The sequence below is a fragment of the Pseudomonas putida group bacterium ESBL64 genome (genome assembly GCF_045277175.1).
Lineage (GTDB): Bacteria > Pseudomonadota > Gammaproteobacteria > Pseudomonadales > Pseudomonadaceae > Aquipseudomonas > Aquipseudomonas alloputida.
Map to the genome: position 1 here is coordinate 3,517,928 of NZ_CP145799.1, position 26,488 is coordinate 3,544,415.

Sequence of the window (26,488 nt, forward strand, 5' to 3'; positions counted from 1 at the left end):
GGCCTCAGTCGACCAGTTTTGGCAACAGCCGGTCCAGCCGCTGATGCAAGGCACTGCCATTGGGCCAGTTGCGCAGCAGCCGCGCCCGGTCACGGGCATAGGCCGGGGCGAAGCTGAGCTGGGTGGCGTGCTGGCACATGGCATCGAGGTCGATCAGCGACCACTGGCCGTTGTGCCAGAACAGGTTATGGCCTTTGAAGTCGCCGTGGCTGATGCGCTCGCGAATCAGCTGCTGCATCACGTGCACCAAGGCATCTACCTGCTCCTCGGGCGCATCGCCGCTTTCGACGTAGGGCGCGAAGCATGCCGTCAGGTCCGGGCCGTCGACATACTCGGTGACCAGGTAAGCACGGCTGCGCAGGCCCAGCACCCGCTGCTCCAGCACCGCGAGGGGGCGTGGCGTGGCGATGTCGAGGAATTCCAGGCGGTGGCCTTCAATCCAGGAATGCCAGGCCCGGCTCGGGCGCCAGAAGCGCTTGAACCAATGTGCGGTGTTCTTGATGTTGTAGCGCTTGATCACCAACGGGCGACCATTGACCTCGATGCGCGCCACGCTGGCAGCGCCACCGGTCTTGTACAAATGGCCCTTGTCGATCAGCGCATCGGCCTGCTCCAGTACAGGCTGCATGGCCTCGACCTCACTGCGGCGGATCGCCTGCAAGCCCGAGAGGGTGCGCTGGACGCTGAACAGGCTGCACTCGCGGCCAGCCTTGTCCAGATAGTCCTTCTGGCGCCAGGTGCGCACCTTGTCCACCTGTTTTTGCAGGGCTTCCAGCGGCAACGCATGCTCGGCATTGGCCAGCAGGTAATGCACCAGCAGCTCTTCGATGAACGGCTCCAGGCGCTTGGGCAACTGGGCGAAGAACACCCCGAGGTTTTCCAGCACGCGTGGACGCGACAACTGCTGACCGGGTGTTTCCGCCCTGATGCCCGCACCGTCGATCAGGTACAGCTTGCCGGCATGGCGCAGCAGGTTGTCCAGGTGCAGGTCTTCCTGCCAAAGGCCTTGGGCGTGCATGTGCGCCACAGCCGTGAGCGCTTCGCCCAGTACCAGGTGCTGCTCGTCCGCCAGCACTGGCAGGTTTTCCACTGCGGCCCAGGCATCGGACAGGCTTTGGGCACCGTCAAGGAACTCGAACAGCAGCCAGCCGCCCTCGCCTTCCTTGAGGCCGTCGGCCAGTAGCGTCGGTGTGGTCAGGCCTTGTTCGGCCAGCAACTTCACACCCTGCAGTTCGCGCTGGAAATGCCGCGCGGCGTTACCACCGACCAGCAGCTTCGCCAGCACCGGTGTGCCACGCCAGACACCAGCGCCCACATAACGCTGGCCCGGCAGCACACGCAGCAGGGTGAGCAGTTGCAAGTCGGCACTGCCGGCGGCATCAACCAACGTGATACTCAGGGGCAGCGTCGGGCTGCGCCCGGCATCCTTCAGTTCAGACAAACGCATCAGCGAGCCTCTTTTTCACGACGGCGTTGCGTCAGCCGTTGCAGCCAGGTGTCGACCAGCGCGCCGTCCGCCGGCTGACCCAGGTAGGTCGCCAGCAAAGTACGTACATCCTGCACGCGCCAGGCCTGCGCGCGGCGCAGCAGCGGCTCCAGGTCCTTGAGGCGGTCACGCATGCCGAACAGCAGCGGCCGGGTCTTTTCCAGGTCGATCAATTGCGCGTCCCAACCCTCGCGGCGTTGACGCAGGAAAATGTGCTTGGGGTAGAAGCAACCATGCACCTGGCCGGCGCTGTGCAGGGTGCGCGCCAGCTGACCGCAGGCCTGCAGGATGCCAGTGCGCTCGGCTTCACCCAACCGCGGCCACTGCGCCAGCAGGCTGTCGAGGTCGGCCCATTCGTCCAGAGCGCGGGTCATCAGGATAGCCCGGTGCTTGCCGCCCTGCTTGCGCTCGCCGTAGAACACCGCCTGCAATGCCGGAATGCGCAGCTTCTGGTAGCGACTGATGTTGCGGAATTCGCGGGCGAAGGTGGGCTCGCCGAACGGCCGGTGCAAGGTACGGGTCAAGTAGTCGCTCTGGCGCTTGAGGTAGTAGCCCTTGCCTTCGAGTTCCAGACGGAAGACGCTGCTCCAGCCACCACGGCCGGTGTTGGGTTCGTCCACAGCATCAAGTTGCAGCGCCCACAGCGCCTCGAAGTTGTCCAGGCCATGGCGCTTGAGCAGCGCGAGGTCCGCGCTGGCCAGGTAATCGGTCATTCCCTTCCCTCGAAAAAGCCCAGTACCCGATGAATGCGCTTTTTGTCACGCACATTCAGCCGGTCGCGGCCACGGTATTGCAGGTAGAAGCGCAGGCGCTGGGTAGCTGACAGGTGGTATTTGGCCACTTTGTCCAGGCATGCCAGGTCCTTGATCATCCGGTGGCGCCACATGAAACCGCGCCAGAAGTCGCCGGTAGGGCAGTCGATGAAGAATAGCGTGCCTTGGTCATCGACCAGCAGGTTGCGCCACTTCAGGTCGTTATGGGCAAAGCGGTGTTGGTGCATGACCCGGGTATGGCGCGCCAGTTGACGGCTGACATGGTCGACCCAGGCGCGGTCGGCCAAGCGCGCATCGTTGTGTTCGGCCAGGGCCGACAGGTCTTCGGTGTGCGGCAGTTCACGGGTGATCATAGCACCACGGCCAAAGGCCAGGCCGTTGCGCTCCAGGCCCCAAGCCACGACTTCGGCAGTGGGGATACCCCATTTGGCGAACTGCTTGAGGTTTTGCCATTCGGCCTTGATGCGTGGCCGCCCCAGGTACCGGCGCATGTGCTTGCCGGCCCCGGTGTAGCGCTTGACGTAGTAGTTGATCCCGTCACGCTCGATGCGTACCACCTCACTGAGCGGGTCGCGGGTCAGCCGTTCGCCCTGGAGGGCGAACACCGCGTCGAGGCTGCCGAAGTCCGCCGCCAGGTGTTCGTACCCCGGCGCCAGTGTCCAACTCGCCATCAGAGTGCGTCCCCATAGCGTTGCTTGCGATCGTAGAGTTTCTGGGCCTTGCGCTCCAACCAGGCGAGCAGCGCGGCTTCGTCCTTCAGCACCTGCCGCAGCGGACGCTGGAAGTAACCGCGCAGGAAGCGCAGCTTGTCGCGTTGGGTCAGGCCAATGTCCAGGGCCGAAAAGTACAGCGCAGCCAGGTCCTTGTCGCGCCAGCGGCGGCTGATTCTGGCACGGGTTTGCGCGCGGTGCAGGTCGATCACCGACAGTTTGAAGTCATCCGCCGTCACCGGTCGGTCGGTGTGCAGCAGGAAATGGCAGATGTAGCAATCGCGGTGGTTGACCCCGGCGCGGTGCATCCCGCCAGTCATCTTCGCCACCTCGGCGATCAGTGCACGCTTCAGGCGCGGCTCAGGCGGCTGTTTGACCCAGTCGATGCTGAAGTCTTCCAGGCTGATGGTCGGCGCCAGCTCTTCAGTGATGATGAACGAGTGCTGCGCGGCCGGGTTGCTGCCACGCTCGCCATAGGCGACTGCGGTCATGGTAGGCACACCCACCTCGTGCAGGCGCTGGATGGCCTTCCACTCCTGGCCGGCACCGAGCACCGGCAGCTTGGCGGTGAACAGGTTCTTGAAAATCTCGCCCCAGCCGATGCCACGGTGGATCTTGACGAAAAAGCCCTCGCCAGCCACTTCGGTGCGCAGCGTGCGGCGCCCTTCCAGCTCGCGATAGACCTCGCCTTGCAGCGCCTCCACGGCGTCGAAGGCATCACGCCCGGCCCACAGGCGTTTGAAGGGTTCGGCCAATATCAGCTTCATGCGGTTTTTTGCCCCAGGATCACGTCGGCAGCATGCTGCGGCATGCTGTACAGATCGGCGCTATCGGCAAATGCCAAGCCATTGCGCGACCAGCTGGCACGCGCCTGCGGGTCTTCGAGCATGCGCTGCAGATAGCCGTTGAGCTGCTCTTGTTCGAACGGCTCGTCCAGCACCAGGCCGCTGTCGGCCTCGGCAATGTAGTGGGCATAGCCGCACACCTTGGACACCAGCACCGGCAAGCCGGCGACCAACGCTTCGAGCAGCACCGTACCGGTATTCTCGTTGTACGCCGGGTGAATCAGCAGGTCGGCGCCCAGCAGGAAGCGCGGGATGTCGCTACGGCCCTTGAGGAACTGCACCTGGTCGCCCAGACCCAGGGTAGCGCTTTGCAGCTGGAATACCTTGGGGTCGTCCTGGCCGATCACCATCAGCCTGGTGCGTTTGCGCAGGGCTGACGGCAGCGCGGCCAGTGCCTTGAGGCTGCGGTCCACGCCTTTGGTCTTGAAGCCTGAGCCAATCTGCACCAGCAGCAGGTCGTCATCCCCCAGGTTGAATTCCTTGCGGAACTCAGCGCGGATCTCGGCGGCATTGGCCGGCGCACGGCGATCCTGGGAAATGCCTGGCGGCAGCAGGTGGAAGCGTTCTACTGGGGTGCCGTAATGCTTGATGAACAGCGGCTGCTGCACTTCGGAAATCATCAGCACTTCGGTATGGGCGTCCTTGGCAAACACCGCACGCTCGTACTCGGCAAAGTGCCGGTAGCGGCCCCAGCGGCGGTACAGGCCACCGCGCAGGGTCTGTGCCTTGTCCTCGAAGCAGCCGTCGGCGGCGTAGTACACGTCCAGCCCCGGCATCTTGTTGAAGCCGATCAAGCGGTCGACCGGGCGCTTGGCCAGGTCGGCGGCCATCCAGGCGCTGAGCTTCTCGTTGCGGCGGTGGTTGAAGATCGCCTTCACCGGCGCCACCAGCACTTCGAAGCCCGGCGGAATGTCACCCTCCCAGATCAGCGTATACACACGGATCTGGTGGCCCCGCTTCTGGCATTCCAGGGCAATGCGCATGAAATCGCGCTGCAGCCCGCCGAAGGGGAAATATTTGTAAAGCACGAAAGCCAGTTGCATCAACGGACATCCTCAGCCAGCAGCAACGCGCTCAAGCGGCTCGCCACATGCTCGGGATTCAGGCGAGTGAAGCACAGTGGCCACTCGCGTTTCAGATCGAACCGGGCCAGGTCATCGGCGCTCGGTTTGTAGGTGCACTTCTTCTGCAGGCAGGGAGCGCAAGGCCAGTCACTGGCCTGGTGAATCTGGGTCCGTCCGTAGGCGCCAGTCAGGCCCGGGTTGGTTGGGCCAAACAGCGAAAGGGTGGGCACATCGAGTGCCGCCGCCAGGTGGCCAAGGCCGGTATCGACCGCCACGCAGGCCTTTGCCGCCGCCAGAACACGAGCGACGCCGGCAAGGTTCAATTTGGGGAGCACCTGGCAGTTGTTCAAGCCTTGGGCAATTCGCTCGGCCCGCGCCTTCTCAGCCGGATTACCCCAAGGCAGGCGCACTTCCAGCTTGCGCCGGCCCATGCGCTCGGCCAGTTCGCGCCAGTAGGCTTCGGGCCAATGCTTGGTCGCCCAGGTGGTGCCATGCAGGAACACCACATAGGGCGCAGCCGGGGGCAGTTGCAGGCGGTCGAGGTCCAGGCCGTAGTTGCCGATGCCTTCTGGCAGGTCATAGGCCAGGGCCATGGCAAACAGTTGGCGTACCCGCTCCACCGCGTGCTGGCCGGTAGCGACCGACAGAGGCCGGTCGTAGAAGCGGCTGGCCCAGCCTTCGCGCGCCGAGTAGCGGTCCAGGCCGGCTACGGGTGCCTTCACGTAACGGGTCAACCAGGCCGACTTGACCAGGCCCTGGGCGTCGATCACAAGGTCGTACTTGCGCTCGCGCACGCGCTGCTTGAACGCCTTCCACTCGCCACTCTTGATGGTTTGCCAAAGGTTCTTGCGCCAGCGACGGATCGCCACCGGGATGACCTGGTCGACAGCGGGGTGCCAACTGGGGATTTCGGCGAAGCCTTCTTCCACCACCCAATCGAAACGGATGCCGGGAATGGCATGGGCGGCATCGGTAAGCGCCGGCAGGGTGTGGATGACATCCCCCAGCGACGAGGTCTTGATGATCAGTACCCGCACTTAGTCGACCTCGGCCACGGTATCGATCAGGTCCGGTCCGCTGAGGCTGTGCAGGGCGGCAATCACTTTGCCCGGTTCCAGCAGACGCAGGCAATTGTAATGGCCGAAGCGACAGGTGCGGTCAAAGCACGGGCTGCACTCGATACCGGTGCGCACCACTTCCACCTGTTCGGCCAGCGGTGGGGTGAAGCCGGGTGAAGTCGAGCCGTACACCGCCACCAACGGACGGTTCAGCGCAGCGGCCACGTGCATCAGGCCGGAATCGTTGGACACCACGGCATGGGCGCAGGACATCAGGTCGATGGCCTCGGCCAGCGAGGTCTCACCGGCCAGGTTGGACGACTCTTCACGGAACCCCGGAATCAGCCGGTCGCGGATCTGCTCACCGACCGGGTGATCGTTCTTCGAGCCGAACAGCCACACTTGCCAGCCTTGGCGAATCATCGCATCGGCCACAGCGGCATAGTGCTCTGCCGGCCAGCGCTTGGCTTCGCCAAACTCGGCGCCAGGGCACAGCGCCAGTACCGGACGGTCCAGTTCCAGGCCGAACTTGGCCAGGGCGGCGTCACGGCTTTGCGCTTCGATCTGCAGGTTGGGGCGCGGGTATGGCTGCGGCAGCTCGGCGCCGGGTGCGTAAGCCAGGGCCATGAAGCGCTCGATCATCAGCGGATAGCGGGCCTTGTCCAGCTTGCGCACATCGTTCAGCAGGCCGAAGCGCATTTCACCGCGCCAGCCGGTGCGTTTGGGAATGCCGGCAAAAAAGGGCACCAGCGCCGACTTGAGCGAGTTGGGCAGCAGGATAGCCTGGTCGTACTGGCCGGCCAGGGACTTGCCGATGCGCCGACGTGTGGCCAGCTCCAGCGCGCCGTGACCGAGCGGGAAGCTCAAGGCCTGACGCACTTCAGGCATGCGTTCGAGGATCGGCCGGCTCCATTCAGGGGCCAGCACGTCGATCACGCAGTCGGGGTGCTGCTGTTTCAGGCACTGGAACAGGGTCTGCGCCATCACCATGTCGCCGACCCAGCTGGGGCCAATGATCAGTATTCTCATGCTTAGTCCAGAAACGCTCGGGGAGGCTACAGACTGCGGTACAGCCTGGCCTCCCCTCTTTATATTCAGGCTATGTGGCCGACAGTGTAACACCGGTGGTGAGGCATGAGCCTTTGGGGCTGCTTTGCAGCCCATCGCGACACAAGGCCGCTCCCACAAAAGGTACTGCATACGCCGGCCAATGGTGGGAGCGGCCTTGTGTCGCGAAAGGGCCGCACAGCGGCCCCAACAATCTCAAGTCAGCCCCAGTTCACCCCAGATCCGCCGCACTTCACGGCGTTCATCGGCAAACTGTGCCGCATCGATCACCCCGGCCTGCTTCTGCAGGGCCTGGCGGTGGGAGGCCGAGCGGAACGCCTTGTACACTTCACGCAACAGCACCGCGTCACTGGCCGGCATCAGGTTCGCCTGCTCCAGCTCTTCCAGAATGCGGATGTTATCGGTCCATCGAAGTATGGCCGGATGGTCATGGGACCAGGCCAAAGCGGCGTATTGCACCATAAATTCGATATCGACGATACCGCCGGCATCCTGCTTGATATCGAAGGGTACACCGGCGTCGAAGGCGTTCGCCGCAGTACCGGCAGCCGTAGCCTTGGTACCGAGGTTGTCACGCATCTTGGCGCGCATTTCACTCACCTCACCGCGCAGCTTTTCCAGGTCGCGGGCCTGGCCCAGTACCTTGGCGCGCACACCTTCGAACGCCGCACCCACCTGCTTGCAACCCACCAGCACGCGGGCCCGCACCAGCGCCTGGTGCTCCCAGGTCCAGGCTTCGTTCTGCTGGTAGCGCTCGAAGGCGCCCAGCGAGCTGACCAGCAGGCCCGAGGCGCCGGACGGGCGCAGGCGCATATCCACGTCGTACAGTTGGCCCGAGTTGGTCTGGGTGGTCAGCAAGTGGATGATGCGCTGCCCCAGACGCGTGAAGAACTGCGCGCTGTCGATAGGCTTCGCACCGTCGGTTTCCGCCTGCGGATCGCCATCATGGATGAAGACCAGGTCCAGGTCCGAACCGTGGCCGAGCTCCAGGCCGCCCATCTTGCCGTAACCGATGATGATGAAACCCGGGTCGCACAGGCTGCCGTCGCTGCGCTTGGGTTGGCCGTGGCGGGCCACGGTCTGGCGCCAGGCCAAGGCCAGCACCTGGTCGAGGATGGCTTCCGCCAGCCAGGTCAGGTAGTCGCTGACTTTCATCAACGGCAGGTTGCCGCTGATTTCCGAGGCGGCCACGCGCAGGCTGTGGGCCAGCTTGAAATGGCGCAGCGCCTCCATCTGCTGCTCCAGGTCGTCCTCGGGGATGCGCGTCAGGCGCTCGCGCAGCTCGCTGGCCAGTTCTGGCGCCAAGGGCGGGCTGAACAAGCGGCCCTCATTGAGCAGTTCGTCGAGCAGCAGCGGGTAAAGGGCAATCTGCTCGGCAATCCACGGGCTGGCGGCGCACAGCGTCAGCAAACGGCGCAAGGCACCGGGGTTTTCGGTCAGCAGTACCAGGTAGGCAGAACGCCTTGCCACAGCCTCGACCAATGGCAACACCCGCTCAAGCACCAGGTCGGGGTTGTCATGCTCCACCGCCTGGGCAAGCAGCCGTGGGATGAATGCGTCAAGTCGCTCACGGCCGATGCGCTGCATCGAGCGCAACTGCGGGCTGGAACGCAGCCCGGCCAGGCGCCTCAAGGCTTCGGCGGGTTGCTTGAAGCCAGCCTCTTGCAATTGCCGGCCAGCGGCTTCTTCATCCTGCGCCTGCTCCCACAACGGCGACCACTCACCACCCACCACCAGTTCGCCTTCGCCGTCTTCATCATCCGGGTCGGCAATGACCTGGCGGAAATGCCAGTCGATACGGCCTCGCCAGTACATCAGCTGGTCGTGGAAGCTCTGCCAATCGGCAAAACCGAGCACATAGGCCACGCGTGCCTGATCGGTCTCACCTTCCGGCAACATTTGCGTCTGGCGGTCGGCAATGGCCTGGATGGCGTGCTCGGTGTAGCGCAGGAACTCATAGCCCTCGCGCAACTCGGCCACCACTGCTGGCGGCAGGTAGCCTTGGCCTTCCAGGGTGGCCAGCACCTTGAGCAACGGCCGCTGCTGCAGGCTGAGGTCACGCCCGCCGTGGATCAGCTGGAAAGCCTGGGCAATGAACTCCACTTCGCGAATACCACCGGCACCCAGCTTGATGTTCTCGGCCATGCCCTTGCGCCGCACTTCCTGCTGGATCAGCTGCTTCATGGTGCGCAGCGCTTCGATTGCGGAAAAGTCCAGGTAGCGGCGGTACACGAACGGGCGCAGCATCTCCTGCAGCTGCGCGCCGGCCGCCTGGTCGCCGGCCACCACCCGCGCCTTGATCATCGCGTAACGTTCCCAGTCACGGCCCTGGTCCTGGTAGTACTGCTCCAGTGCATTGAAGCTGAGCACCAGGGCACCCGCCGAACCATAGGGACGCAGGCGCATGTCAACGCGGAATACAAAGCCGTCGACGGTAACCGGGTCCAGCGCCTTGATCAGCCTTTGGCCCAGGCGCGTGAAGAACTCCTGGTTATCCAGCGAGCGCTTCACCCCTTCGGTTTCACCGCCCTCGGGGAAACCGAAGATCAGGTCGATGTCCGACGACAGGTTAAGCTCTACCGCTCCCAGCTTGCCCATGCCCAGCACCACCATGTGCTGCGGCTGGCCGCTGCGGTTGCCGATGGGCGTCCCGAATTGCTGGCAATGGCGCGGGTACAGCCATTGGTAGGCTTCGTCGATGGCCGCATCGGCAAGGTCCGACAGGTCGCGGCAGGTTTCGCCAAGTTCCGCCTGACGGGTAATGTCGCGCCAGATAATGCGCAACTGCTGGCGGTTGCGCGCGCGGCGCAGATTGCGCGCCAGCTCGTCCTCGCTCTGTGCCGCCTGGGCTGTTGCGGCGATTTGCCCGCGCAGCTCGCCCGGGGCGTATCGCCGCTCCAGCTCGCCACTGGCCAGCAGGGCGAACAGCATGGCGGGCTCGCGCTGGGCCAAACTGAGCACGAATTCACTGGCAGCAGCCACCTGGTCGAACTGCTGCCGGTGCAGCGGGCTCCAGGCCTGCAGGTCGAGTTCGGGGTGGCCGGCCACGGCATCGCTGATGAACTGCTGGTTGCGAGTGACCAGCGGCTGCAAGGTGGCAGGCAGATCGGAGGGCAAAGGTAGGCGCATGGTCTATCCTTGATCGGCGTGAAATAGAGGGGAAAAAGCGGCCAAGGGGAAGCCGGACCACGGTTGGACTGTCGTACAAAAGTTGGAAATAGCTGAAAAAAACGAAAACTTGGCAACAAACATCAAGAACCACCCGTTCGCGACACAATGCCAACCAACATGAACGTTTTTCCTCACAAGCCAAGGTGCGACCAAACGTCGCACAAATGTAGTTTTACTACTACTCGTGTCGTGTAAAAGCATGAAATGCGAAAGCAAATGTAGTAAAACTACAACGCGCCGGAAGACACCCCGGTAATCCAAGAATTCACGACGTCTGCCCATAAGGCCAGTCGCAATCTCAGGCAATCGATTCTGGTTGCCTTTCCGCCCTGGAGCAAGCCATGCAAGACCTCGATCCAATCGAAACCCAGGAATGGCTGGATGCCCTGGAGTCGGTCCTCGACAAAGAAGGCGAAGACCGCGCTCATTACCTGATGACCCGTATGGGCGAGCTGGCCACCCGTAGTGGCTCCCAGCTGCCGTATGCGATCACCACGCCATACCGCAACACCATCCCTGTCACCCACGAAGCACGCATGCCTGGCGACCTGTTCATGGAACGCCGCATTCGCTCGATGGTGCGTTGGAACGCGCTGGCCATGGTCATGCGTACCAACCTGAAAGACTCGGACCTGGGCGGACACATCTCTAGCTTCGCCTCCAGTGCCACCCTGTACGACATCGGCTTCAACTACTTCTTCCAGGCCCCTACCGAAGAACACGGCGGCGACCTGGTCTTCTTCCAGGGCCACGCTTCGCCTGGCGTCTACGCCCGTGCCTTCATGGAAGGCCGTATCAGCGAAGACCAGATGAACAACTTCCGTCAGGAAGTGGACGGCAACGGCCTGTCTTCGTACCCGCACCCATGGTTGATGCCTGACTTCTGGCAGTTCCCGACCGTTTCGATGGGTCTGGGCCCAATCCAGGCGATCTACCAGGCACGCTTCATGAAGTACCTGGAAGCCCGTGGCTTCATCCCGGCCGGCAAGCAGAAGGTCTGGTGCTTCATGGGCGACGGTGAGTGCGACGAGCCGGAATCCCTGGGTGCAATCGCCCTGGCCGGCCGCGAGAAGCTGGACAACCTGATCTTCGTCATCAACTGCAACCTGCAGCGCCTCGACGGCCCGGTTCGCGGCAACGGCAAGATCATCCAGGAACTCGAAGGCGTGTTCCGTGGCGGTGGCTGGAACGTCAACAAAGTCGTCTGGGGCCGTTTCTGGGACCCACTGCTGGCCAAGGACACCAACGGTGCCCTGCAGCGCCGCATGGACGAAGTCATCGACGGCGAATACCAGAACTACAAAGCCAAAGACGGCGCGTACGTTCGCGAGCACTTCTTCAACACCCCGGAACTCAAGGCCATGGTCGAAGACCTGTCCGACGAAGAGATCTGGAAGCTCAACCGTGGCGGTCACGACCCGTACAAGGTCTACGCGGCGTATCACCAGGCTGTGAACCACAAAGAGCAGCCGACCGTCATCCTGGCCAAGACCATCAAGGGTTACGGCACCGGTGCTGGCGAAGCCAAGAACACCGCGCACAACACCAAGAAGGTCGACGTCGACAGCCTGCGTCACTTCCGTGACCGCTTCGACATCCCGGTCAAGGATGCCGACCTGGAGAACCTGCCGTTCTTCAAGCCGGAAGAAGGTTCTGCCGAAGCCAAGTACCTGGCCGAGCGCCGCGCAGCCCTGGGTGGCTTCGTACCGCAGCGCCGTGCCAAGAGCTTCAGCGTGCCGACCCCGCCACTGGAAACGCTGAAAGCGATCCTGGACGGCTCGGGCGACCGCGAAATCTCCACCACCATGGCCTTCGTGCGTATTCTGGCGCAGCTGGTCAAGGACAAGGACATCGGCCAGCGCATCGTCCCGATCATCCCGGACGAAGCCCGTACCTTCGGTATGGAAGGCATGTTCCGCCAGTTGGGCATCTACTCGTCGGTCGGCCAGCTCTACGAGCCAGTCGATAAAGACCAGGTGATGTTCTACCGCGAAGACAAGAAGGGCCAGATCCTCGAGGAAGGCATCAACGAAGCCGGCGCCATGTCGTCGTTCATCGCTGCCGGTACCTCGTACAGCTGCCATAACCAGCCGATGCTGCCGTTCTACATCTTCTACTCGATGTTCGGTTTCCAGCGTATTGGCGACCTGGCCTGGGCCGCTGGCGACAGCCGCACCCGTGGTTTCCTGATCGGCGGTACCGCCGGCCGTACCACCCTCAACGGTGAAGGCCTGCAGCACGAAGACGGTCACAGCCACATGATGGCGGGCACCATCCCGAACTGCCGCACCTACGATCCGACCTACGGCTACGAGCTGGCGGTGATCATCCAGGACGGCATGAAGAAGATGACCGAAGAGCAACAGGACATCTTCTACTACATCACCGTGATGAACGAATCCTACCAGCAGCCAGCCATGCCGGCCGGTGTCGAGGAAGGCATCATCAAGGGCATGTACCTGCTGGAAGAGGACACCCGCGAAGCCGCACACCACGTACAGCTGATGGGCTCCGGCACCATCCTGCGCGAAGTCCGCGAAGCCGCGAAGATCCTGCGTGAAGAGTTCAACGTCGGTGCCGACGTGTGGAGCGTCACCAGCTTCAACGAACTGCGCCGTGACGGCCTGGCCGTGGAACGCGCCAACCGCCTGAAGCCTGGCCAGAAGCCACAGCAGACCTACGTCGAGCAGTGCCTGAACGGTCGCAAAGGCCCGGTTATCGCCTCTACCGACTACATGAAGCTGTTCGCCGAGCAGATTCGCCAGTGGGTACCGAGCAAAGAGTTCAAAGTCCTGGGTACCGACGGTTACGGTCGCAGCGACAGCCGCAAGAAGCTGCGTCACTTCTTCGAAGTCGACCGCCACTTCGTGGTGCTGGCTGCCCTGGAAGCCCTGGCTGACCGTGGCGAGATCGAACCCAAGGTTGTTGCAGACGCTATCGTCAAGTTCGGTATCGACCCGGACAAGCGCAACCCACTGGACTGCTGAGGAGTATTTTTAAGTGAGCGAACTCATTCGCGTACCTGACATCGGCAGCGGTGAAGGTGAAATCATCGAGCTGTTCGTCAAGGTCGGTGATCGTATCGAGGCTGACCAGAGCCTGCTGACCCTGGAGTCCGACAAGGCCTCCATGGAAATTCCGGCGCCCAAGGCCGGCGTCATCAAGGAACTGAAGGTCAAGCTGGGCGACCGCCTGAAAGAAGGCGACGAGCTGCTGGTCCTGGAAGCCGAGGGCGCCGCTGCTGCGGCCCCTGAGGCACCGGCCGCTGCTCCGGCTGCGGCGCCAGCGCCAGCCGCTGAAGCCGCTCCTGCTGCTCCAGCCGCAGCCCCGGCTGCTGCCAGCGTGCAGGACATCCACGTGCCGGACATCGGTTCGTCGGGCAAGGCCAAGATCATCGAAGTGCTGGTCAAAGTCGGCGACACCGTCGAAGCCGACCAGTCGCTGATTACCCTGGAGTCCGACAAGGCTTCCATGGAAATCCCGTCGCCGGCCGCCGGCGTGGTCGAAGAAGTGCTGTGCAAGCTGGAAGACGAAGTCGGCACTGGCGACCTGATCTTCAAGCTGAAAGTGGCGGGTGCCGCCCCGGCTGCCGCGCCGGCACCGGCTGCTGCTCCTGCACCAGCCAAGGCTGAGGCTGCTCCGGCTGCCGCACCTGCCGCTGCCGCCCCGGCTGCTGCCCCTGCACCGGCTGCTACCGCACCGGCCGCTGGCAGCAATGCCAAGGTTCACGCAGGCCCTGCTGTTCGTCAGCTGGCCCGTGAATTCGGTGTCGAGCTGGGTGCAGTTGCTGCCACCGGCCCGCACGGTCGCATCCTGAAAGAAGACGTGCAGGTCTACGTCAAGGCCATGATGCAGAAGGCCAAGGAAGCGCCGGCAGCCGCCGGTGCGACCGGTGGTGCTGGCATCCCGCCAATCCCTGCCGTGGACTTCAGCAAGTTCGGTGAAGTGGAAGAAGTGGCCCTGACCCGCCTGATGCAGGTCGGTGCTGCCAACCTGCACCGCAGCTGGCTCAACGTGCCGCACGTGACCCAGTTCGACTCTGCCGACATCACCGAGCTGGAAGCCTTCCGCGTTGCGCAGAAGGCCGTGGCCGAGAAAGCTGGCGTGAAGCTGACCGTGCTGCCTCTGCTGCTCAAGGCCTGCGCCTTCCTGCTCAAGGAACTGCCGGACTTCAACAGCTCGCTGGCGCCAAGCGGCAAGGCCATCATCCGCAAGAAGTACGTGCACATCGGCTTTGCCGTGGACACCCCGGACGGCCTGCTGGTCCCTGTGATCAAGAACGTCGACCAGAAGAGCCTGCTGCAACTGGCTGCCGAAGCCGCTGCACTGGCCGAGAAGGCGCGCACCAAGAAGCTGTCGGCCGACGAGATGCAAGGCGCTTGCTTCACCATCTCCAGCCTCGGCCACATTGGCGGCACCGGCTTCACGCCGATCGTCAACGCGCCGGAAGTGGCTATCCTGGGCGTCTCCAAGGCGACCATGCAGCCAGTCTGGGATGGCAAGGCCTTCCAGCCAAAGCTGATGCTGCCGCTGTCGCTGTCCTACGATCACCGTGTGATCAACGGCGCTGCCGCCGCGCGCTTCACCAAGCGCCTGGGCGACGTGCTGGGCGATATCCGCACCATGCTGCTGTAAGCCAGCACACTGCCCCTCCTTGCGAGGGGCAGTACCCTTTTCGAGCTGCCACGCTCGTACCTCAACCCCGTCGATTGGCGGGGCTTTTTTTTGCCTGGAAAAAGCTGGGAGGGCTTCGCCCTCCTTTCGCGACACAAGGCCGCTCCCACAGGCAATCGCAGTCCACATTGTGGGAGCAACTGTCTTGCTCAATTTCTAAAAGCTGGCGCGATCCCTGTGGGAGCGGCCTTGTGTCGCGATGGGCCGCAAAGCGGCCCCAAAATCTCCAGCCAAACTGCAGAATCGGCCACGTCAGCCGATAACCTGTCCACAGCATCAAGCATGGCCGCTTGCCAGCCCTCGGGACATGATGCAACCTTGCCAAATCCGCCGCAGCCACAAGGCAGCGTTCCCTCTTCAAGCGAGTCTTCGATGAAAAGCCAACCCGATGCCGCCAGCCGTGTGGCGGCCGAGGTCGTGACACAGTTACCCGTGCCCTCGCGGCTCGGCATGCTGCGTTTCGAAAGGCTCAACGAAGCCACCTGGGCCATGCTCTACCTTGACCCAGCCTGTGAGCGCCAGTTCGGCCTGAAAACCGGCGAGTTGTGTGCCCTGATTGACGCGCCCTACGCCAGCCTGATGGAACCCGAAGCACGCTACCGGCTGCACGACGAAATCCAGTTGCAACTGGCCCAGCGCGGCTACTATCGCGTGCGCTACACCCTGCACACGCCGAGCACCTCGCTGCGCCTGCTGGAAGCGGGTGAAGCCTACAAGCAACACAACCGCCAGCTGTTGCGCGGCTACCTGAGCGTGCTCGACGACCAGCAGGAAGAGACCGGCGAACCCGGCGCCAGCGACCTGGAGTCACGCAACAACCGCCTGCAACTGGCCCTGCAGCTGAACCAGCGCACGCAGCAAGAACAACTGGAGCACCTGGAGCGGGTGCGCGGCCAGCAGGACCTTATCCTGCGCCTCGCCCGCCATCGCTACAGCGCGGGCAACTCGCTGCTCGAAGCGGCCCAGCTGATCACCCAAAGCGCCTGCGAAATCTACAAGGTCGACAGCGCCAGCATCTGGCACCTGGAAGACCAACGCCTGGAACCGATCATCGCCTGGTACCGCGACGCACAGGAGCACCGCCAGCCCGAAGCCATCGATGCCAGCCGCTTCCCCGACTACCTGGATGCACTGCACGCAAGTCGCGCCATCGACGCTCACAACGCCGGCCACGACCCGCGCACCCGCGCCCTGGCGCAAAGCATGCGCCCGGAAAACAAGGCCATGCTCGACGCCAGCATCCGTGTCGATGGCCAGGTGATTGGCGTGCTGTGCCTGGAGCAAACCGGCCAGCCACGGGCCTGGCAGTCGGACGAGATTGCCTTTGCCGGCGAGCTGGCCGACCAGTTCGCCCAAGTGATCACAAACCACAAACGACGGGCTGCGGCCAGCGCCCTGCACCTGTTCCAGCGCGCGGTCGAGCAGAGCGCCAGCGCCTTTCTGCTGGTGAACCGCGACGGCCGGGTGGAGTACGTCAACCCCAGCTTCACCGCCATCACCCAGTACAGTACCGACGAAGTGCAGGGCCGCCAGCTGGGTGAGCTACCGGCACTGGAGAACCTCAGCGAACTGCTGTTCGACTCGCCGTCGAGCCTGGCCATGGGCAACAGTTGGCAGGGCGAGTTCAAGAGCCGGCGCAAAAACCTGGAGCCGTACTGGGGCCAGTTGTCGATTTCCAAGGTGTACGGTGACAACCGTGAGCTGACCCACTACATCGGCATCTACGAAGACGTCACCCAGACCAAGCTGGCCCAGCAACGCATCGAACGCCTGGCTTACACCGACAACCTCACCAACCTGGGTAACCGCCCGGCGTTCATCCGCAGCCTGGACGAGCGCTTCGCCCGCGATGGCGAAAGCTCGATGTGCCTGCTGCTGGTGGACATCGACAACTTCAAGCGCATCAACGACAGCCTTGGCCACCAGACCGGCGACAAGCTGCTGATCAGCCTGGCCAGGCGTTTGCGCAACAGCCTGCACAGCGGTGGCATCCTGGCGCGCTTTGCCAGTAACGAGTTCGCCGTGCTGCTCGACGACACCAGCCTTGAAGATGGCCAAGGCGTTGCCCAACAGTTGTTGTGCACCCTCGACAAGCCGATGTTCGTCGACAACCAGCTGATCAACGTCACCGCCTCAGTAGGCCTGGCCTGTGCACCGTTGCACGGCGTCGACCCGGCCAGCCTGATGAAGAATGCCGGCCTTGCATTGCACAAGGCCAAGGCCAACGGTAAACACCAGGTACAGGTGTTTACCGAAGTGCTCAACGCCGAAGCCAGCTACAAGCTGTTCGTCGAGAACAACCTGCGCCGTGCCCTGACCCAGAATGAGCTGGACGTGTTCTACCAGCCCAAGCTGTGCCTGCGCAGCGGTCGCCTGCTGGGCCTGGAAGCGCTGCTGCGCTGGAACCACCCCGAACGCGGCATGATCCGCCCGGACCAGTTCATCAGCGTGGCCGAGGAAACCGGCCTGATCATCCCTATCGGCAAATGGGTGGTACGCCAGGCGTGCTGCATGAGCCAGCAACTGCGCAAGGCCGGCCTGGGCAACCTGCATGTAGCCATCAACCTGTCGCCCAAACAGTTCTCCGACCCGGACCTGGTGGCGTCGATCAGCACCATCCTCAAGGAAGAAGCCCTGCCCCCGCACCTACTGGAGCTGGAGTTGACCGAAGGCCTGCTGCTGGAAGCCAGCGAAGACACCCACCGCCAGCTGGACGAGCTGAAGGCCCTGGGCCTGACCTTGGCCATGGACGACTTTGGCACCGGTTATTCGTCGCTGAGCTACCTGAAGAAGTTTCCGATCGACATCCTCAAGATCGATCGCAGCTTCATCAACGAAATCCCCGACAACCAGGACGACATGGAAATCACCTCGGCGGTGGTGGCCATGGCCCACAACCTGAAGCTGAAGGTGGTGGCCGAAGGGATCGAGACGCCGGAGCAGCTGGCATTCCTGCGCCGTCACCGCTGCGATGTGGGCCAGGGCTACCTGTTCGACCGGCCGATTCCCGGGCGCGAGCTGGCCGAACGGCTGAAGCGCTATCCGCGTGGCCCGGTGGCCTGACAGCTGCGTAATCCTCGGGCACTATAGAAGCCATTCGGGCCCTTTCGCGGGCACGCCCGCTCCCACAGAAACACCACAACCTTTGAAACCTGTGCTGTACCTGTGGGAGCGGGCATGCCCGCGAAGGCCCAAACCCCTACCCCACTGAATAAACACAGAGGAACGGCCATGGTCCTGCGTTCGGAAATCCTGGTGAACAAAAACGTCATGCCAACTGCGGAACAGGCCCTGCCTGGCCGCGAAACGCCAATGAGCCTGCCCGAGTTCCACTACGTCTTCAAAGACACCCCGCTGCTCGGCCCGTTCTTCGAAGGCGCAATCGACTTCGCCATCTTCGGCCTGGGTTGCTTCTGGGGCGCGGAGCGCCGCTTCTGGCAGCGTGAAGGTGTGGTCAGCACCGTGGTCGGCTACGCCGGCGGCTTCACCCCGCACCCTACCTACGAAGAAGTCTGCTCGGGCCTGACCGGCCACACCGAAGTGGTGCTGGTGGTGTTCGACAAGGACAAGGTCAGCTACCGCGAACTGCTGGCAATGTTCTGGGAGCTGCACAACCCCACCCAAGGCATGCGCCAGGGCAACGACATCGGCACCCAGTACCGCTCGGCCATCTACTGCACCAGCCCGGAACAGCTGGAACAGGCCAAGGCCAGCCGCGACGCCTTCCAGGCCGAGCTGAGCAAGGCCGGCTTCGGCGAAATCACCACCGAAATCGACCAGGCACCGACCGTCTATTTCGCCGAGGCCTACCACCAGCAGTACCTGGCCAAGAACCCGGACGGCTACTGCGGCATCGGCGGCACCGGCGTGTGCCTGCCACCCAGCCTGCAAGGTAACTGAAGCATGAGCACGATGACCCTGTTCCACTCGCCGTTGTCGCCTTTCGTGCGCAAGGTCATGGTGGTGTTGCACGAGACCGGCCAGCTTGAGCGTGTGCAGCTGCAGCCGGTGAACATCAGCCCGGTGAGCGGCGACCCGCAGCTCAACCAGGACAACCCGATCGGCAAGATCCCGGCCCTGCGCCTGGAAGACGGCACCGTGCTGCACGACAGCCGGGTGATCTGCGAGTACCTCGACCTGCAGCACGTAGGCCTGCCGCTGCTGCCGCGTGAAGGTTCGGCGCGCTGGCGGCGCATGACCTTGGTATCACAGGCCGATGCGATCATGGATGCGGCGGTGTCGAGCCGGTATGAGAGCTTCCTGCGGCCAGAAGACAAGCGCTGGGATGGCTGGCTGCAAGCGCAGGGTGACAAGATCCGCCGTAGCCTGGCCAACCTGGAGCAGGAGCACTTGCCGGAGCTGATCTCCGGCTTCGACCTGGCGGCGATTGGTGTGGCCTGTGCGCTGGGCTATCTGGATTTGCGTCAGCCCGGGTTTGGCTGGCGTGAGCGCCAGCCTGGGTTGGCGGCGTGGTATGCCGAGGTGGTCAAGCGGCCATCGATGGTCGCTACAGCGCCAGTGGCCTGAGGGCCCCTTCGCGGGTAAACCCTCTCCTACAAGGTTTTCCACAGTGTGCGCTATCTGTGGTGGGCTTGTGGGAGCGGGCGTGCCCGCGAAGGCCTCACCTCGGTATCACAGGAAACAACAGCCCGATCCTGAGCGCCAACCAGCGCCCGATCTCTCTATCCTCCCTCATGCCGCCCTCCCCACACGCGCCCAGTCCAGCCGCCGGGTCAGCACCATGAACACCCCAAGCAAGCCGAAACACAACAGCGACCCCATCAGCAGCGCATAGTCTTCGGCACTCAGCAGCCCGAAGAGCAGCGCGTACAACGCCGCCAAACCCGCTGCAAAACCCACCCCTCGCACCAGGCTGCGCAACACATGGCTCAGGTAGAAGCCGATCAGCAGCACACAGGCTGAAGCCGACAGCCCATACGCCAGACCAAAGCCAATGTGCTCGGACAACGACAGCAGCAGCAGATAGAAGAACGCCAGCGCCACGCCAACCAGGATGTACTGCACGGGGTGCACGCTCAGGTTCTTCATTACCTCGAACAGGAAGAAGCCGGCAAAGGTCAGGGCAATGAACAACAACGCGTATTTGATTGCCCGCTCGCTTTTCAGGTACTGGTCCACCGGGTCTATAAAACTCACGCCAAAGCTACGCTCACTGAAATCCGTACACTGCCCGGCGTTAGCGCACTGGCGTATGGCATCCTCAAGGTTGGTGGCAAAGAACGAGGTTTGCCAATGGGCACTGAAACCTTGAGCATCGATTTCGCGGCGGTTGGGCAAGTAGTTGCCGACGAAGCTCGGGTGCGGCCAGTTGGCGCGCATGTCCACGCTGCTGGTACGGCCCACGGGGACCACGTGCAACTGGCCGGTACCTTGCAGCGCCAGGTCAAAGCCATAACTGAACGCTCGCGCCTGTAGCCCGTCCAGCCCCGGCAGGCTGGCGTGCACGCCGCCGCGCATCCAGTCGAGCTGGGTGCCGGGCTCGAACGGCACTTTTTGCTCGTCCATGCTCAGCTCCAGAGCACTTTCGATACCGCGGATATCACTGATGCCCACCACCAGGAACGGCGTGTCGAAGCGGTAGTCGTCAAAGTCCTTGTCGATGCCCCAATGCGCCGGGAGCTTGAAGCGGCCGCTGATACGGCCTTTGGTGTGAAACAACCGCGCCTGGTAGATACCTCGGGCGCGCAGTTCGGTGTCCACACCCAGGTCGGCGTCGAAGGTTTCCGGCAGGAAGTACAGGTGGCCGGCGATGGTGCTGGTTTCCTGGGTACGCTCACCGTCCTTTTCGATCCAGCGGCGCTGGTACTTGCGGTACGGCACCACCAGCAGCGGGCCGCTGAGTTGCTGGTCGAAGCTGGTGCTCTGGGCAATATCGCGCAACACGCCGTCGCGCATGGCCTGGCGTTCGTCGATCAGGCCGTTGATCAGCAGTAGCGGGATGAGCAGCAGCAACATCAGCATGGCGATCATGCCGAGTTTGAAACCGAGGGTCTTGTTCATGTGGCCTCCTGTGACATTGGGCGCAGTGTCTGCGCCTTGCGTGGAGGCTTTGTGGAGCGCGTGTGTGATTTACGTGTATTTGGGGCTGCTGTGCAGCCCCGGCTGTCTCAGCTGATGCGCCGCACCGGCAGCCACAACCGCACCCGCACCCCGCCATCGACGTTGTCCACCGCCAAGGCTCCGCCATGCAGCTGCATCACCTCGGCCACGAAGTTCAGCCCCAGCCCGGTACTCTTGCGCCCGCTCCCGGGCCGCGGCAGCGAGTAGAACCGCTCGCTGACCCGCCCGATGGCATAGGCCGGTATCGCTTGCCCCTGGTTGAACAAACTCAACGCCACCCGCTCGCCATCGCGCTCCAGGTCGAACAGCAGCGTGCCACCTTCCGGAGTGAAGTCCAGTGCGTTGTCGAGCAGATTGGCCAACGCCTGGCGCATCAGAAAAGGATCGCAGAGCAAGCGCAAAGTGGCAGGCACCCGCTGACGTACCTGCAAACGGGCGCCTTCGATACGCGCTGCATGGGCCAGCAGCAACTCATCGACCAACGCCGCCAGCGCCACCTGCTGCTCGTCCTCCAGCGCCTGCATCTGCTCGACCCTGGCCAGGTTGAGCAGCCGCTCGATCATCTGTTGCAACCGCTCGCTCTCGCGCTCGATATTGCCGGCAAAGCGTGCCCGCTGATCAGCGGGCATATCCTCGCCTTGCAACAGCTCGGAAGCACCACGGATGGCCGCCAGCGGGCTTTTCAGCTCGTGAGTCAGGGTGTGCACGTAGCGCTCGACATAGGCCTTGCCTTCCAGCTGTGTGCGCATGCGTTCCACTGCCTGTGCCAGGTTCGCCAGCTCGCCGCCCTTGTAATGCGGAAGCTCCGCACGTTCCCCTTCGCTGACCGCCTGCGCATAACCTGCCAACTTGCGCAGCGAGCGCGCAAGCCACCACGACAGAGCCGCGCCGATCAACAAGCCCAGGCCGATCAGCCCTAGCCCCAGGGTGAGCAGGCGCCGCTCGGAGCGGTCGATGTAGGGTTGCAATGAGCTATTGGGCTTGGCGACGGTGACAACGCCGATGATCTTGCCGTTGTCGATGATCGGCGCGCCAACGTGCATCACCGAGGTGCTTTCGTCGTTGGGGTCGCTGCGGGTGGAGCGGGCGCCATACTGGCCACGCAGGGTCAGCAGCACGTCATTCCACTGCGAGTAATCCTTGCCCAGGGCCTCGCCACTGGAGTCCAGCAACACGATGCCCTTGGCGTCAGTGACGTAGATGCGGTGGCTGACCTGGTTCTTGGCCAGCCCCCAGATCTGTGCGCCCGGGCTGCGCGAGCCGTAGGCCTCGAGCACCTCAGGCAGGCGGCCCTGGTTCAGGGTGCCAGCCTTGACGTCATCCCGCAGGATTTCTGCCAGCAGGTTGGCAGTGTCTACCAAGGTCTCTTCGGAGGATTGGCGCACTACCGGGCGAATCTGTTCGCGTACGGTATTGAGCAAGAAGTAACCGGCCAAACCGACGAACAGGAAGTACACCAGAAAGATGCGAATACCCAAGCGCATCAGGCGTGCTCCGGGCTATAGCTGTAACCGAGGCCGCGATGGGTCTGGATCGGCTCGGCGTCACCCGCTACCTGGCGCAGCTTGGCGCGCAGGCTCTTGATATGGCTGTCGATGGTGCGCTCATAGCCCACGTCGGAGGCCACGCCCAAAGCGTCGAGCAGCTGTTCGCGGCTGAACACCCGCTGCGGTTGTTCGAGCAGGCATTGCAGCAAGCGGAACTCATGCCGGGTCAGCGTGAGCGGCTGGCTGCGGTAGGTAATCTGCATGCGCAAGGTGTCGAGCTGGAACAAGGTGGTTTCGCCGACAACCTCGGCCCTCGGGGCCATGCGTTTGAGGATCGCCCGAACGCGCGCTGCCACTTCACGAGGGCTGAATGGTTTTACCACGTAGTCGTCGGCACCGATTTCCAGGCCCACGACGCGGTCGATTTCACCGTCCCGCGCGCTGAGAAACATCACCGGCACCTCGGTGAACCGACGCAGCTGGCGACAGGTTTCGAAGCCACTGATGTCGGGCAGCCCGATGTCGAGGATGACCAGATCGGCCGGGCGCTGGCGCTGCTGGTCGAGGGCGGCACTGCCCAGGGTTACCCACTCGGTGCTGTGACCGTCGGCCTGCAGGGCGTAGACCAGGGTGTCGGCGATGGCGGCTTCGTCTTCGACGATGAGGATATGAGGCATGGCGTCCGGCCTTGCGGTTTTGAAGGTTGGCACATCTCAGTGTAGGAGCGGGCTTGCCCGCGAACACCGGCGAAGCCGATGCCTGACACCCCATTATGTGTGTTCGCGGGCAAGCCCGCTCCTACATTGTATGGCGCACGCTTCAGATCAGCAGCCTGGCTTGCCAGCAGTGAACTTCTTCGCCGGGTTGACCGCCGCCTTGAACTCGCGCAGCGCCTTGGAACCCACCAGCAGCGGGTAGTTGAAGTTGCTGCGGTCCACCAGATTCACCTCGACGGTGCGCTTCACATCCCCCAGGCACAACTCCAGGTCGACCACCGGGCGCTTGGAGACCTCTGGCGCATCCCCTTCGTCTTCTTCATCGGCACGGCCCTTGATCTTGCTGATGCGCGAGACCTTGTGCTCGTACACCTTGCCGTCCGATTCCTTGGTCGCCAGGCGGAAGCGCACCCACTCGTCCCCATCGCGGGTGAACAGCTCGATATCCTTGGCCGACAGCGACGCGGTGAAGGCGCCAGTGTCCATCTTGGCTTTCAGGGTTTCGCCCAGTTCAGGCAGGGCAATGTTCTCGTAACGGCCGTAGATAGTGGGTTCGGCGGCCATCACCGGCAGCGCCAACAGCGACAACATGGCTAAAAGAGATTTCACAAGCAGGCTTCCTTGAGAGGGTCAATGCTTAGACTGCACTGGGCAGATAGGTTCGCTGTCACGAGCCTAACCAACATAATGTGAAACATTTGTCCCCGCCGTCGGGCATTGGACATTTGGCGTAGGCCACCGCCCTGCTTATCATTGCCAACCGTTTATCTCCCACAACAAGAGTCTCTTTATGCGTCGCCTGCTGACCGGCATTCTCACTACCACCCTGCTGCTGCTCAATACCGTGGTATTGATCTGCCCGCTGCTGGTCTTCGCCCTGCTAAAGCTGGTGTTGCCAGGCCGTGGCCGCGACTACGCGTCGTGGGCAGTGATGTGGGTGGCCGAAACCTGGTCGGAAATCGACAAAGCCATCTTCGCCCTGTGCATCCCTACCCAGTGGGACATCCGCGGTGTGGAAAACCTGCGCAAGGACACCTCGTACCTGGCCGTGAGCAACCACCAGACCTGGGTCGACATCCCGGCGCTGATCGAAAGCCTCAACCGCCGGACACCGTTCTTCAAGTTCTTTCTGAAAAAGGAGCTGATCTGGGTGCCGTTGCTGGGCCTGGCCTGGTGGGGGCTGGATTACCCGTTCATGAAGCGCTACAGCAAGGCGTTTCTGGAAAAGCACCCGGAGCTCAAGGGCAAGGACCTGGAAATCACCAAGGCGGCCTGCGAGCTGTTCAAGCGCCAGCCAGTGACCGTGGTCAACTACCTGGAAGGCACCCGGTTTACTGAAGCCAAGCGCCAGGAGCAGCAGTCGCCGTATCGCTATCTGCTCAAGCCCAAGGCGGGTGGTGTGGCGTTTGTGCTCGCGGCATTGGGCGAGCAGTTGGATGCCCTGCTGGATGTGACCATCGTGTACCCCGGCAACAAGGCGCCGGGGTTCTGGGACTTGCTCAATGGCAGCATCAGCCGGGTGATTATCGACATTCAGGTGCGGGAGCTGGACCCGGCGTTGTGGGCGGGGGATTACGAGAATGATCCCGAGTTTCGGCAGACGGTGCAGGCTTGGGTGAACCAGCTGTGGGTGGCGAAAGACCAGCGGATCGAGCAGCTGCGGGCTGAGATGGGCTGAGACCTCTGCCGCCTGAGCTGGCCTCTTCGCGGGTGAACCCGCTCCTACAACCGCTACATTCAGGCATGCGCTGCCCCTTGTAGGAGCGGGTTCACCCGCGAAGAGGCCGGACCTGCCATAGCCAGAATCCGATCAAAACCCAGGCTAATAATCAGCATAAGGATTACTTTTTTGTCTTCCCCCACCTAAGTGGATAAAAATCGACCACAGCACAACTACAAAAATGCCTGGATCGATCAATGGCCAACCCACCCAGCTCTAACCCCGCCCAGCTTCGACGTGTTCTCGGCCTCCCCGCCCTGGTGTTCTTCGGCCTGGTGTACATGGTCCCGCTGACCATTTTCACCACCTACGGCATCGTCACCGAACTTACCGGTGGCCGCACCGTCGGCGCCTACCTGGTCACCCTGGTGGCCATGCTGTTCACCGCCGCGTCCTACAGCTTCATGGTCAAGCGCTTCCCGGTCGCGGGTTCGGCCTATTCCTACACCAACATGGCCTTCGGCCCCAATGTCGGCTTCCTGGCCGGCTGGTCGCTGTTGCTGGATTACCTGTTCCTGCCGATGATCAACTACTTGCTGATCGGCCTGTTTCTCAACATTGCGTTCCCCGCAGTGCCTGCCTGGGCCTTCGTGCTCGCATGCATCGCTTTGGTGACAGTGCTGAACGTGGTCGGTATCAACTCGGTGGCCAAGACCAGCAACCTGATCGTCGGCGCGCAGATCGTGTTCATTGGCGTGTTTGTCGCGCTGTCCTGCCAGACATTGGCTGGCCAGCCGCTCGACCTGCTGTCGCCGCTAATCGGCGATGGCAGTAAACCTGGCTTTGGCCACCTGATGGCTGGCGCAGCGGTGTTGTGCTTGTCGTTCCTGGGCTTCGACGCCGTATCGACCCTGGCCGAAGAATGCCGCAACGCACGCCGCGACGTGCCACGGGCGATCATCCTCACCACCCTGTTCGCCGGGTTGCTGTTCACCGTGCTGGCTTACGTCAGCCAGCTGGTGCTGCCAGGCAGCAGCTTCGCCAATGCCGATGCAGCGGCCAACGAAGTGATGTTCAAGGCAGGCGGGCAGTTTCTCACCAACTTCTTCACCGCTGCTTATGTTGCGGGCAGCCTGGGTTCGGCGCTGGCCTCACAGGCCGCGGTGTCGCGCATCCTGTTCACCATGGGGCGTGACAACGTACTGCCACGGCGCAGCTTTGGTTACCTGTCCCCGCGCTTTGGTACGCCGGTGTTCGCCATTGCGCTGGTGTCGGCGTTCTCGCTGCTAGCGTTGGTGATCGACCTGTCTACCCTCGCCTCGCTGATCAGCTTTGGTGCGCTGGTGGCGTTTTCGGCGGTGAACCTGGCGGTGGTGAAAACACACCTGATGGATGATGCCTCGCAGCGCAACTTCAAAGGCCTGCTGAACTATGGTCTGGTGCCGCTGGTAGGGCTGGGGCTGACCTTGTGGCTGTGGACCAGCCTGTCGGCGCTGACGCTGGTGATTGGCCTGTGCTGGTTTGCCCTGGGCCTTGCGTACCTGGCAGTTCTGACAGCGGGCTTCCGCCGCGCGGTGCGCCTGGTGGATTTCTCCGAAGCTGTCTGACCAGATGCAATTTCGCTTTTGTGGGGGCAGCCCTTTCGCGACACAAGGCTGCCCCTACAGAACTCAGCTCATGGCTTGAGGGCTGTCG

Annotated in this window: 19 protein-coding genes; 7 read left to right on the forward strand and 12 right to left on the reverse strand. The window is 63.0% G+C overall.

Annotated elements, in window-relative coordinates; genetic code table 11:
• Nucleotides 1-4: 4 nt before the first annotated feature.
• The 8 genes from V6093_RS16115 to glnE form a co-directional block, all read right to left on the reverse strand.
• Nucleotides 5-1,447: a lipopolysaccharide kinase InaA family protein gene (locus V6093_RS16115; protein ID WP_047603153.1), complete on the reverse strand. Its 1,443-nt coding sequence runs from the start codon at nucleotides 1,445-1,447 to the stop codon at nucleotides 5-7.
• The gene (locus tag V6093_RS16120) at nucleotides 1,447-2,199 is read right to left on the reverse strand and encodes a lipopolysaccharide kinase InaA family protein (protein WP_003255640.1); all 753 of its coding nucleotides are present in this window, start codon (nucleotides 2,197-2,199) and stop codon (nucleotides 1,447-1,449) included. The genes V6093_RS16115 and V6093_RS16120 overlap by 1 nt, the downstream gene beginning before the upstream one ends.
• Nucleotides 2,196-2,930, reverse strand: a complete 735-nt coding sequence (locus V6093_RS16125) for a lipopolysaccharide kinase InaA family protein (protein ID WP_014755099.1) — start codon at nucleotides 2,928-2,930, stop codon at nucleotides 2,196-2,198. The genes V6093_RS16120 and V6093_RS16125 overlap by 4 nt, the downstream gene beginning before the upstream one ends.
• Nucleotides 2,930-3,736, reverse strand: coding sequence for a lipopolysaccharide core heptose(I) kinase RfaP (rfaP, locus tag V6093_RS16130; protein ID WP_003255644.1), 807 nt, complete (start codon nucleotides 3,734-3,736; stop codon nucleotides 2,930-2,932). Before rfaP ends, V6093_RS16125 begins: the two co-directional genes overlap by 1 nt.
• Nucleotides 3,733-4,857 (reverse strand): glycosyltransferase family 4 protein, encoded by a 1,125-nt coding sequence (locus V6093_RS16135; protein ID WP_010951696.1) that lies wholly within the window; start codon nucleotides 4,855-4,857, stop codon nucleotides 3,733-3,735. Before V6093_RS16135 ends, rfaP begins: the two co-directional genes overlap by 4 nt.
• A complete protein-coding gene (waaC, locus tag V6093_RS16140; protein WP_003255648.1) occupies nucleotides 4,857-5,915 on the reverse strand; it encodes a lipopolysaccharide heptosyltransferase I in 1,059 nt (352 codons plus the stop codon). The genes V6093_RS16135 and waaC overlap by 1 nt, the downstream gene beginning before the upstream one ends.
• On the reverse strand, nucleotides 5,916-6,965 hold the full coding sequence (gene waaF, locus V6093_RS16145) for a lipopolysaccharide heptosyltransferase II (protein WP_003255649.1): 1,050 nt from the start codon (nucleotides 6,963-6,965) through the stop codon (nucleotides 5,916-5,918). It lies immediately after the preceding gene.
• Nucleotides 6,966-7,199: 234 nt separating this feature from the next.
• On the reverse strand, nucleotides 7,200-10,133 hold the full coding sequence (glnE, locus tag V6093_RS16150; protein WP_003255650.1) for a bifunctional [glutamate--ammonia ligase]-adenylyl-L-tyrosine phosphorylase/[glutamate--ammonia-ligase] adenylyltransferase: 2,934 nt from the start codon (nucleotides 10,131-10,133) through the stop codon (nucleotides 7,200-7,202).
• Nucleotides 10,134-10,516: 383 nt separating this feature from the next.
• Here glnE and aceE point away from each other — a divergent pair, with 383 nt between their 5' ends.
• The 5 genes from aceE (at nucleotide 10,517) to V6093_RS16175 (ending at nucleotide 19,376) form a co-directional block, all read left to right on the forward strand.
• Nucleotides 10,517-13,162: a pyruvate dehydrogenase (acetyl-transferring), homodimeric type gene (gene aceE / locus V6093_RS16155; RefSeq protein WP_003255651.1), complete on the forward strand. Its 2,646-nt coding sequence runs from the start codon at nucleotides 10,517-10,519 to the stop codon at nucleotides 13,160-13,162.
• A 13-nt stretch (nucleotides 13,163-13,175) separates the two neighbouring features.
• Nucleotides 13,176-14,810, forward strand: a complete 1,635-nt coding sequence (gene aceF / locus V6093_RS16160) for a dihydrolipoyllysine-residue acetyltransferase (protein WP_014755095.1) — start codon at nucleotides 13,176-13,178, stop codon at nucleotides 14,808-14,810.
• Nucleotides 14,811-15,221: 411 nt separating this feature from the next.
• Entirely contained in the window at nucleotides 15,222-17,912 is a 2,691-nt protein-coding gene (locus tag V6093_RS16165; RefSeq protein ID WP_014860927.1) for a bifunctional diguanylate cyclase/phosphodiesterase, read from the forward strand.
• Between the two features lie 168 nt (nucleotides 17,913-18,080).
• Nucleotides 18,081-18,749: a peptide-methionine (S)-S-oxide reductase MsrA gene (gene msrA, locus V6093_RS16170; protein ID WP_003255654.1), complete on the forward strand. Its 669-nt coding sequence runs from the start codon at nucleotides 18,081-18,083 to the stop codon at nucleotides 18,747-18,749.
• A 3-nt stretch (nucleotides 18,750-18,752) separates the two neighbouring features.
• Nucleotides 18,753-19,376, forward strand: a complete 624-nt coding sequence (locus tag V6093_RS16175; protein ID WP_003255655.1) for a glutathione S-transferase — start codon at nucleotides 18,753-18,755, stop codon at nucleotides 19,374-19,376.
• A gap of 165 nt (nucleotides 19,377-19,541) precedes the next feature.
• Here the strand turns inward: V6093_RS16175 and creD are convergent, their stop codons facing one another.
• From creD to V6093_RS16195, 4 genes are all read right to left on the reverse strand, one after another.
• Nucleotides 19,542-20,870, reverse strand: coding sequence for a cell envelope integrity protein CreD (gene creD / locus V6093_RS16180; RefSeq protein WP_003255657.1), 1,329 nt, complete (start codon nucleotides 20,868-20,870; stop codon nucleotides 19,542-19,544).
• 107 nt (nucleotides 20,871-20,977) lie between these two features.
• Nucleotides 20,978-22,414: a two-component system sensor histidine kinase CreC gene (gene creC, locus V6093_RS16185; RefSeq protein ID WP_003255662.1), complete on the reverse strand. Its 1,437-nt coding sequence runs from the start codon at nucleotides 22,412-22,414 to the stop codon at nucleotides 20,978-20,980.
• Nucleotides 22,414-23,094, reverse strand: a complete 681-nt coding sequence (creB, locus tag V6093_RS16190; RefSeq protein WP_003255664.1) for a two-component system response regulator CreB — start codon at nucleotides 23,092-23,094, stop codon at nucleotides 22,414-22,416. The genes creC and creB overlap by 1 nt, the downstream gene beginning before the upstream one ends.
• Nucleotides 23,095-23,241: 147 nt before the next feature.
• Nucleotides 23,242-23,742 carry an ATP-dependent zinc protease gene (locus tag V6093_RS16195; RefSeq protein ID WP_010951688.1) on the reverse strand — a complete coding sequence of 167 codons (501 nt, stop codon included), beginning with the start codon at nucleotides 23,740-23,742 and terminating at the stop codon, nucleotides 23,242-23,244.
• A 181-nt stretch (nucleotides 23,743-23,923) separates the two neighbouring features.
• Here V6093_RS16195 and V6093_RS16200 point away from each other — a divergent pair, with 181 nt between their 5' ends.
• Together V6093_RS16200 and V6093_RS16205 are read left to right on the forward strand one after the other, a co-directional pair.
• Nucleotides 23,924-24,811: an acyltransferase gene (locus V6093_RS16200; protein ID WP_014589394.1), complete on the forward strand. Its 888-nt coding sequence runs from the start codon at nucleotides 23,924-23,926 to the stop codon at nucleotides 24,809-24,811.
• Nucleotides 24,812-25,050: 239 nt separating this feature from the next.
• Nucleotides 25,051-26,400 carry an APC family permease gene (locus tag V6093_RS16205; RefSeq protein WP_143999470.1) on the forward strand — a complete coding sequence of 450 codons (1,350 nt, stop codon included), beginning with the start codon at nucleotides 25,051-25,053 and terminating at the stop codon, nucleotides 26,398-26,400.
• Nucleotides 26,401-26,488 lie beyond the last annotated feature (88 nt).

Coding starts and splice junctions, on each gene's coding strand:
- V6093_RS16115 (WP_047603153.1), bottom strand. CDS start 1,447: ATGCGTTTGTCTGAACTGAAGGATGCCGGGCGCAGCCCGACGCTGCCC.
- V6093_RS16120 (WP_003255640.1), bottom strand. CDS start 2,199: ATGACCGATTACCTGGCCAGCGCGGACCTCGCGCTGCTCAAGCGCCAT.
- V6093_RS16125 (WP_014755099.1), bottom strand. CDS start 2,930: ATGGCGAGTTGGACACTGGCGCCGGGGTACGAACACCTGGCGGCGGAC.
- rfaP (WP_003255644.1), bottom strand. CDS start 3,736: ATGAAGCTGATATTGGCCGAACCCTTCAAACGCCTGTGGGCCGGGCGT.
- V6093_RS16135 (WP_010951696.1), bottom strand. CDS start 4,857: ATGCAACTGGCTTTCGTGCTTTACAAATATTTCCCCTTCGGCGGGCTG.
- waaF (WP_003255649.1), bottom strand. CDS start 6,965: ATGAGAATACTGATCATTGGCCCCAGCTGGGTCGGCGACATGGTGATG.
- glnE (WP_003255650.1), bottom strand. CDS start 10,133: ATGCGCCTACCTTTGCCCTCCGATCTGCCTGCCACCTTGCAGCCGCTG.
- aceE (WP_003255651.1), top strand. CDS start 10,517: ATGCAAGACCTCGATCCAATCGAAACCCAGGAATGGCTGGATGCCCTG.
- V6093_RS16165 (WP_014860927.1), top strand. CDS start 15,222: ATGAAAAGCCAACCCGATGCCGCCAGCCGTGTGGCGGCCGAGGTCGTG.
- msrA (WP_003255654.1), top strand. CDS start 18,081: ATGGTCCTGCGTTCGGAAATCCTGGTGAACAAAAACGTCATGCCAACT.
- V6093_RS16175 (WP_003255655.1), top strand. CDS start 18,753: ATGAGCACGATGACCCTGTTCCACTCGCCGTTGTCGCCTTTCGTGCGC.
- creD (WP_003255657.1), bottom strand. CDS start 20,870: ATGAACAAGACCCTCGGTTTCAAACTCGGCATGATCGCCATGCTGATG.
- creC (WP_003255662.1), bottom strand. CDS start 22,414: ATGCGCTTGGGTATTCGCATCTTTCTGGTGTACTTCCTGTTCGTCGGT.
- creB (WP_003255664.1), bottom strand. CDS start 23,094: ATGCCTCATATCCTCATCGTCGAAGACGAAGCCGCCATCGCCGACACC.
- V6093_RS16200 (WP_014589394.1), top strand. CDS start 23,924: ATGCGTCGCCTGCTGACCGGCATTCTCACTACCACCCTGCTGCTGCTC.
- V6093_RS16205 (WP_143999470.1), top strand. CDS start 25,051: ATGGCCAACCCACCCAGCTCTAACCCCGCCCAGCTTCGACGTGTTCTC.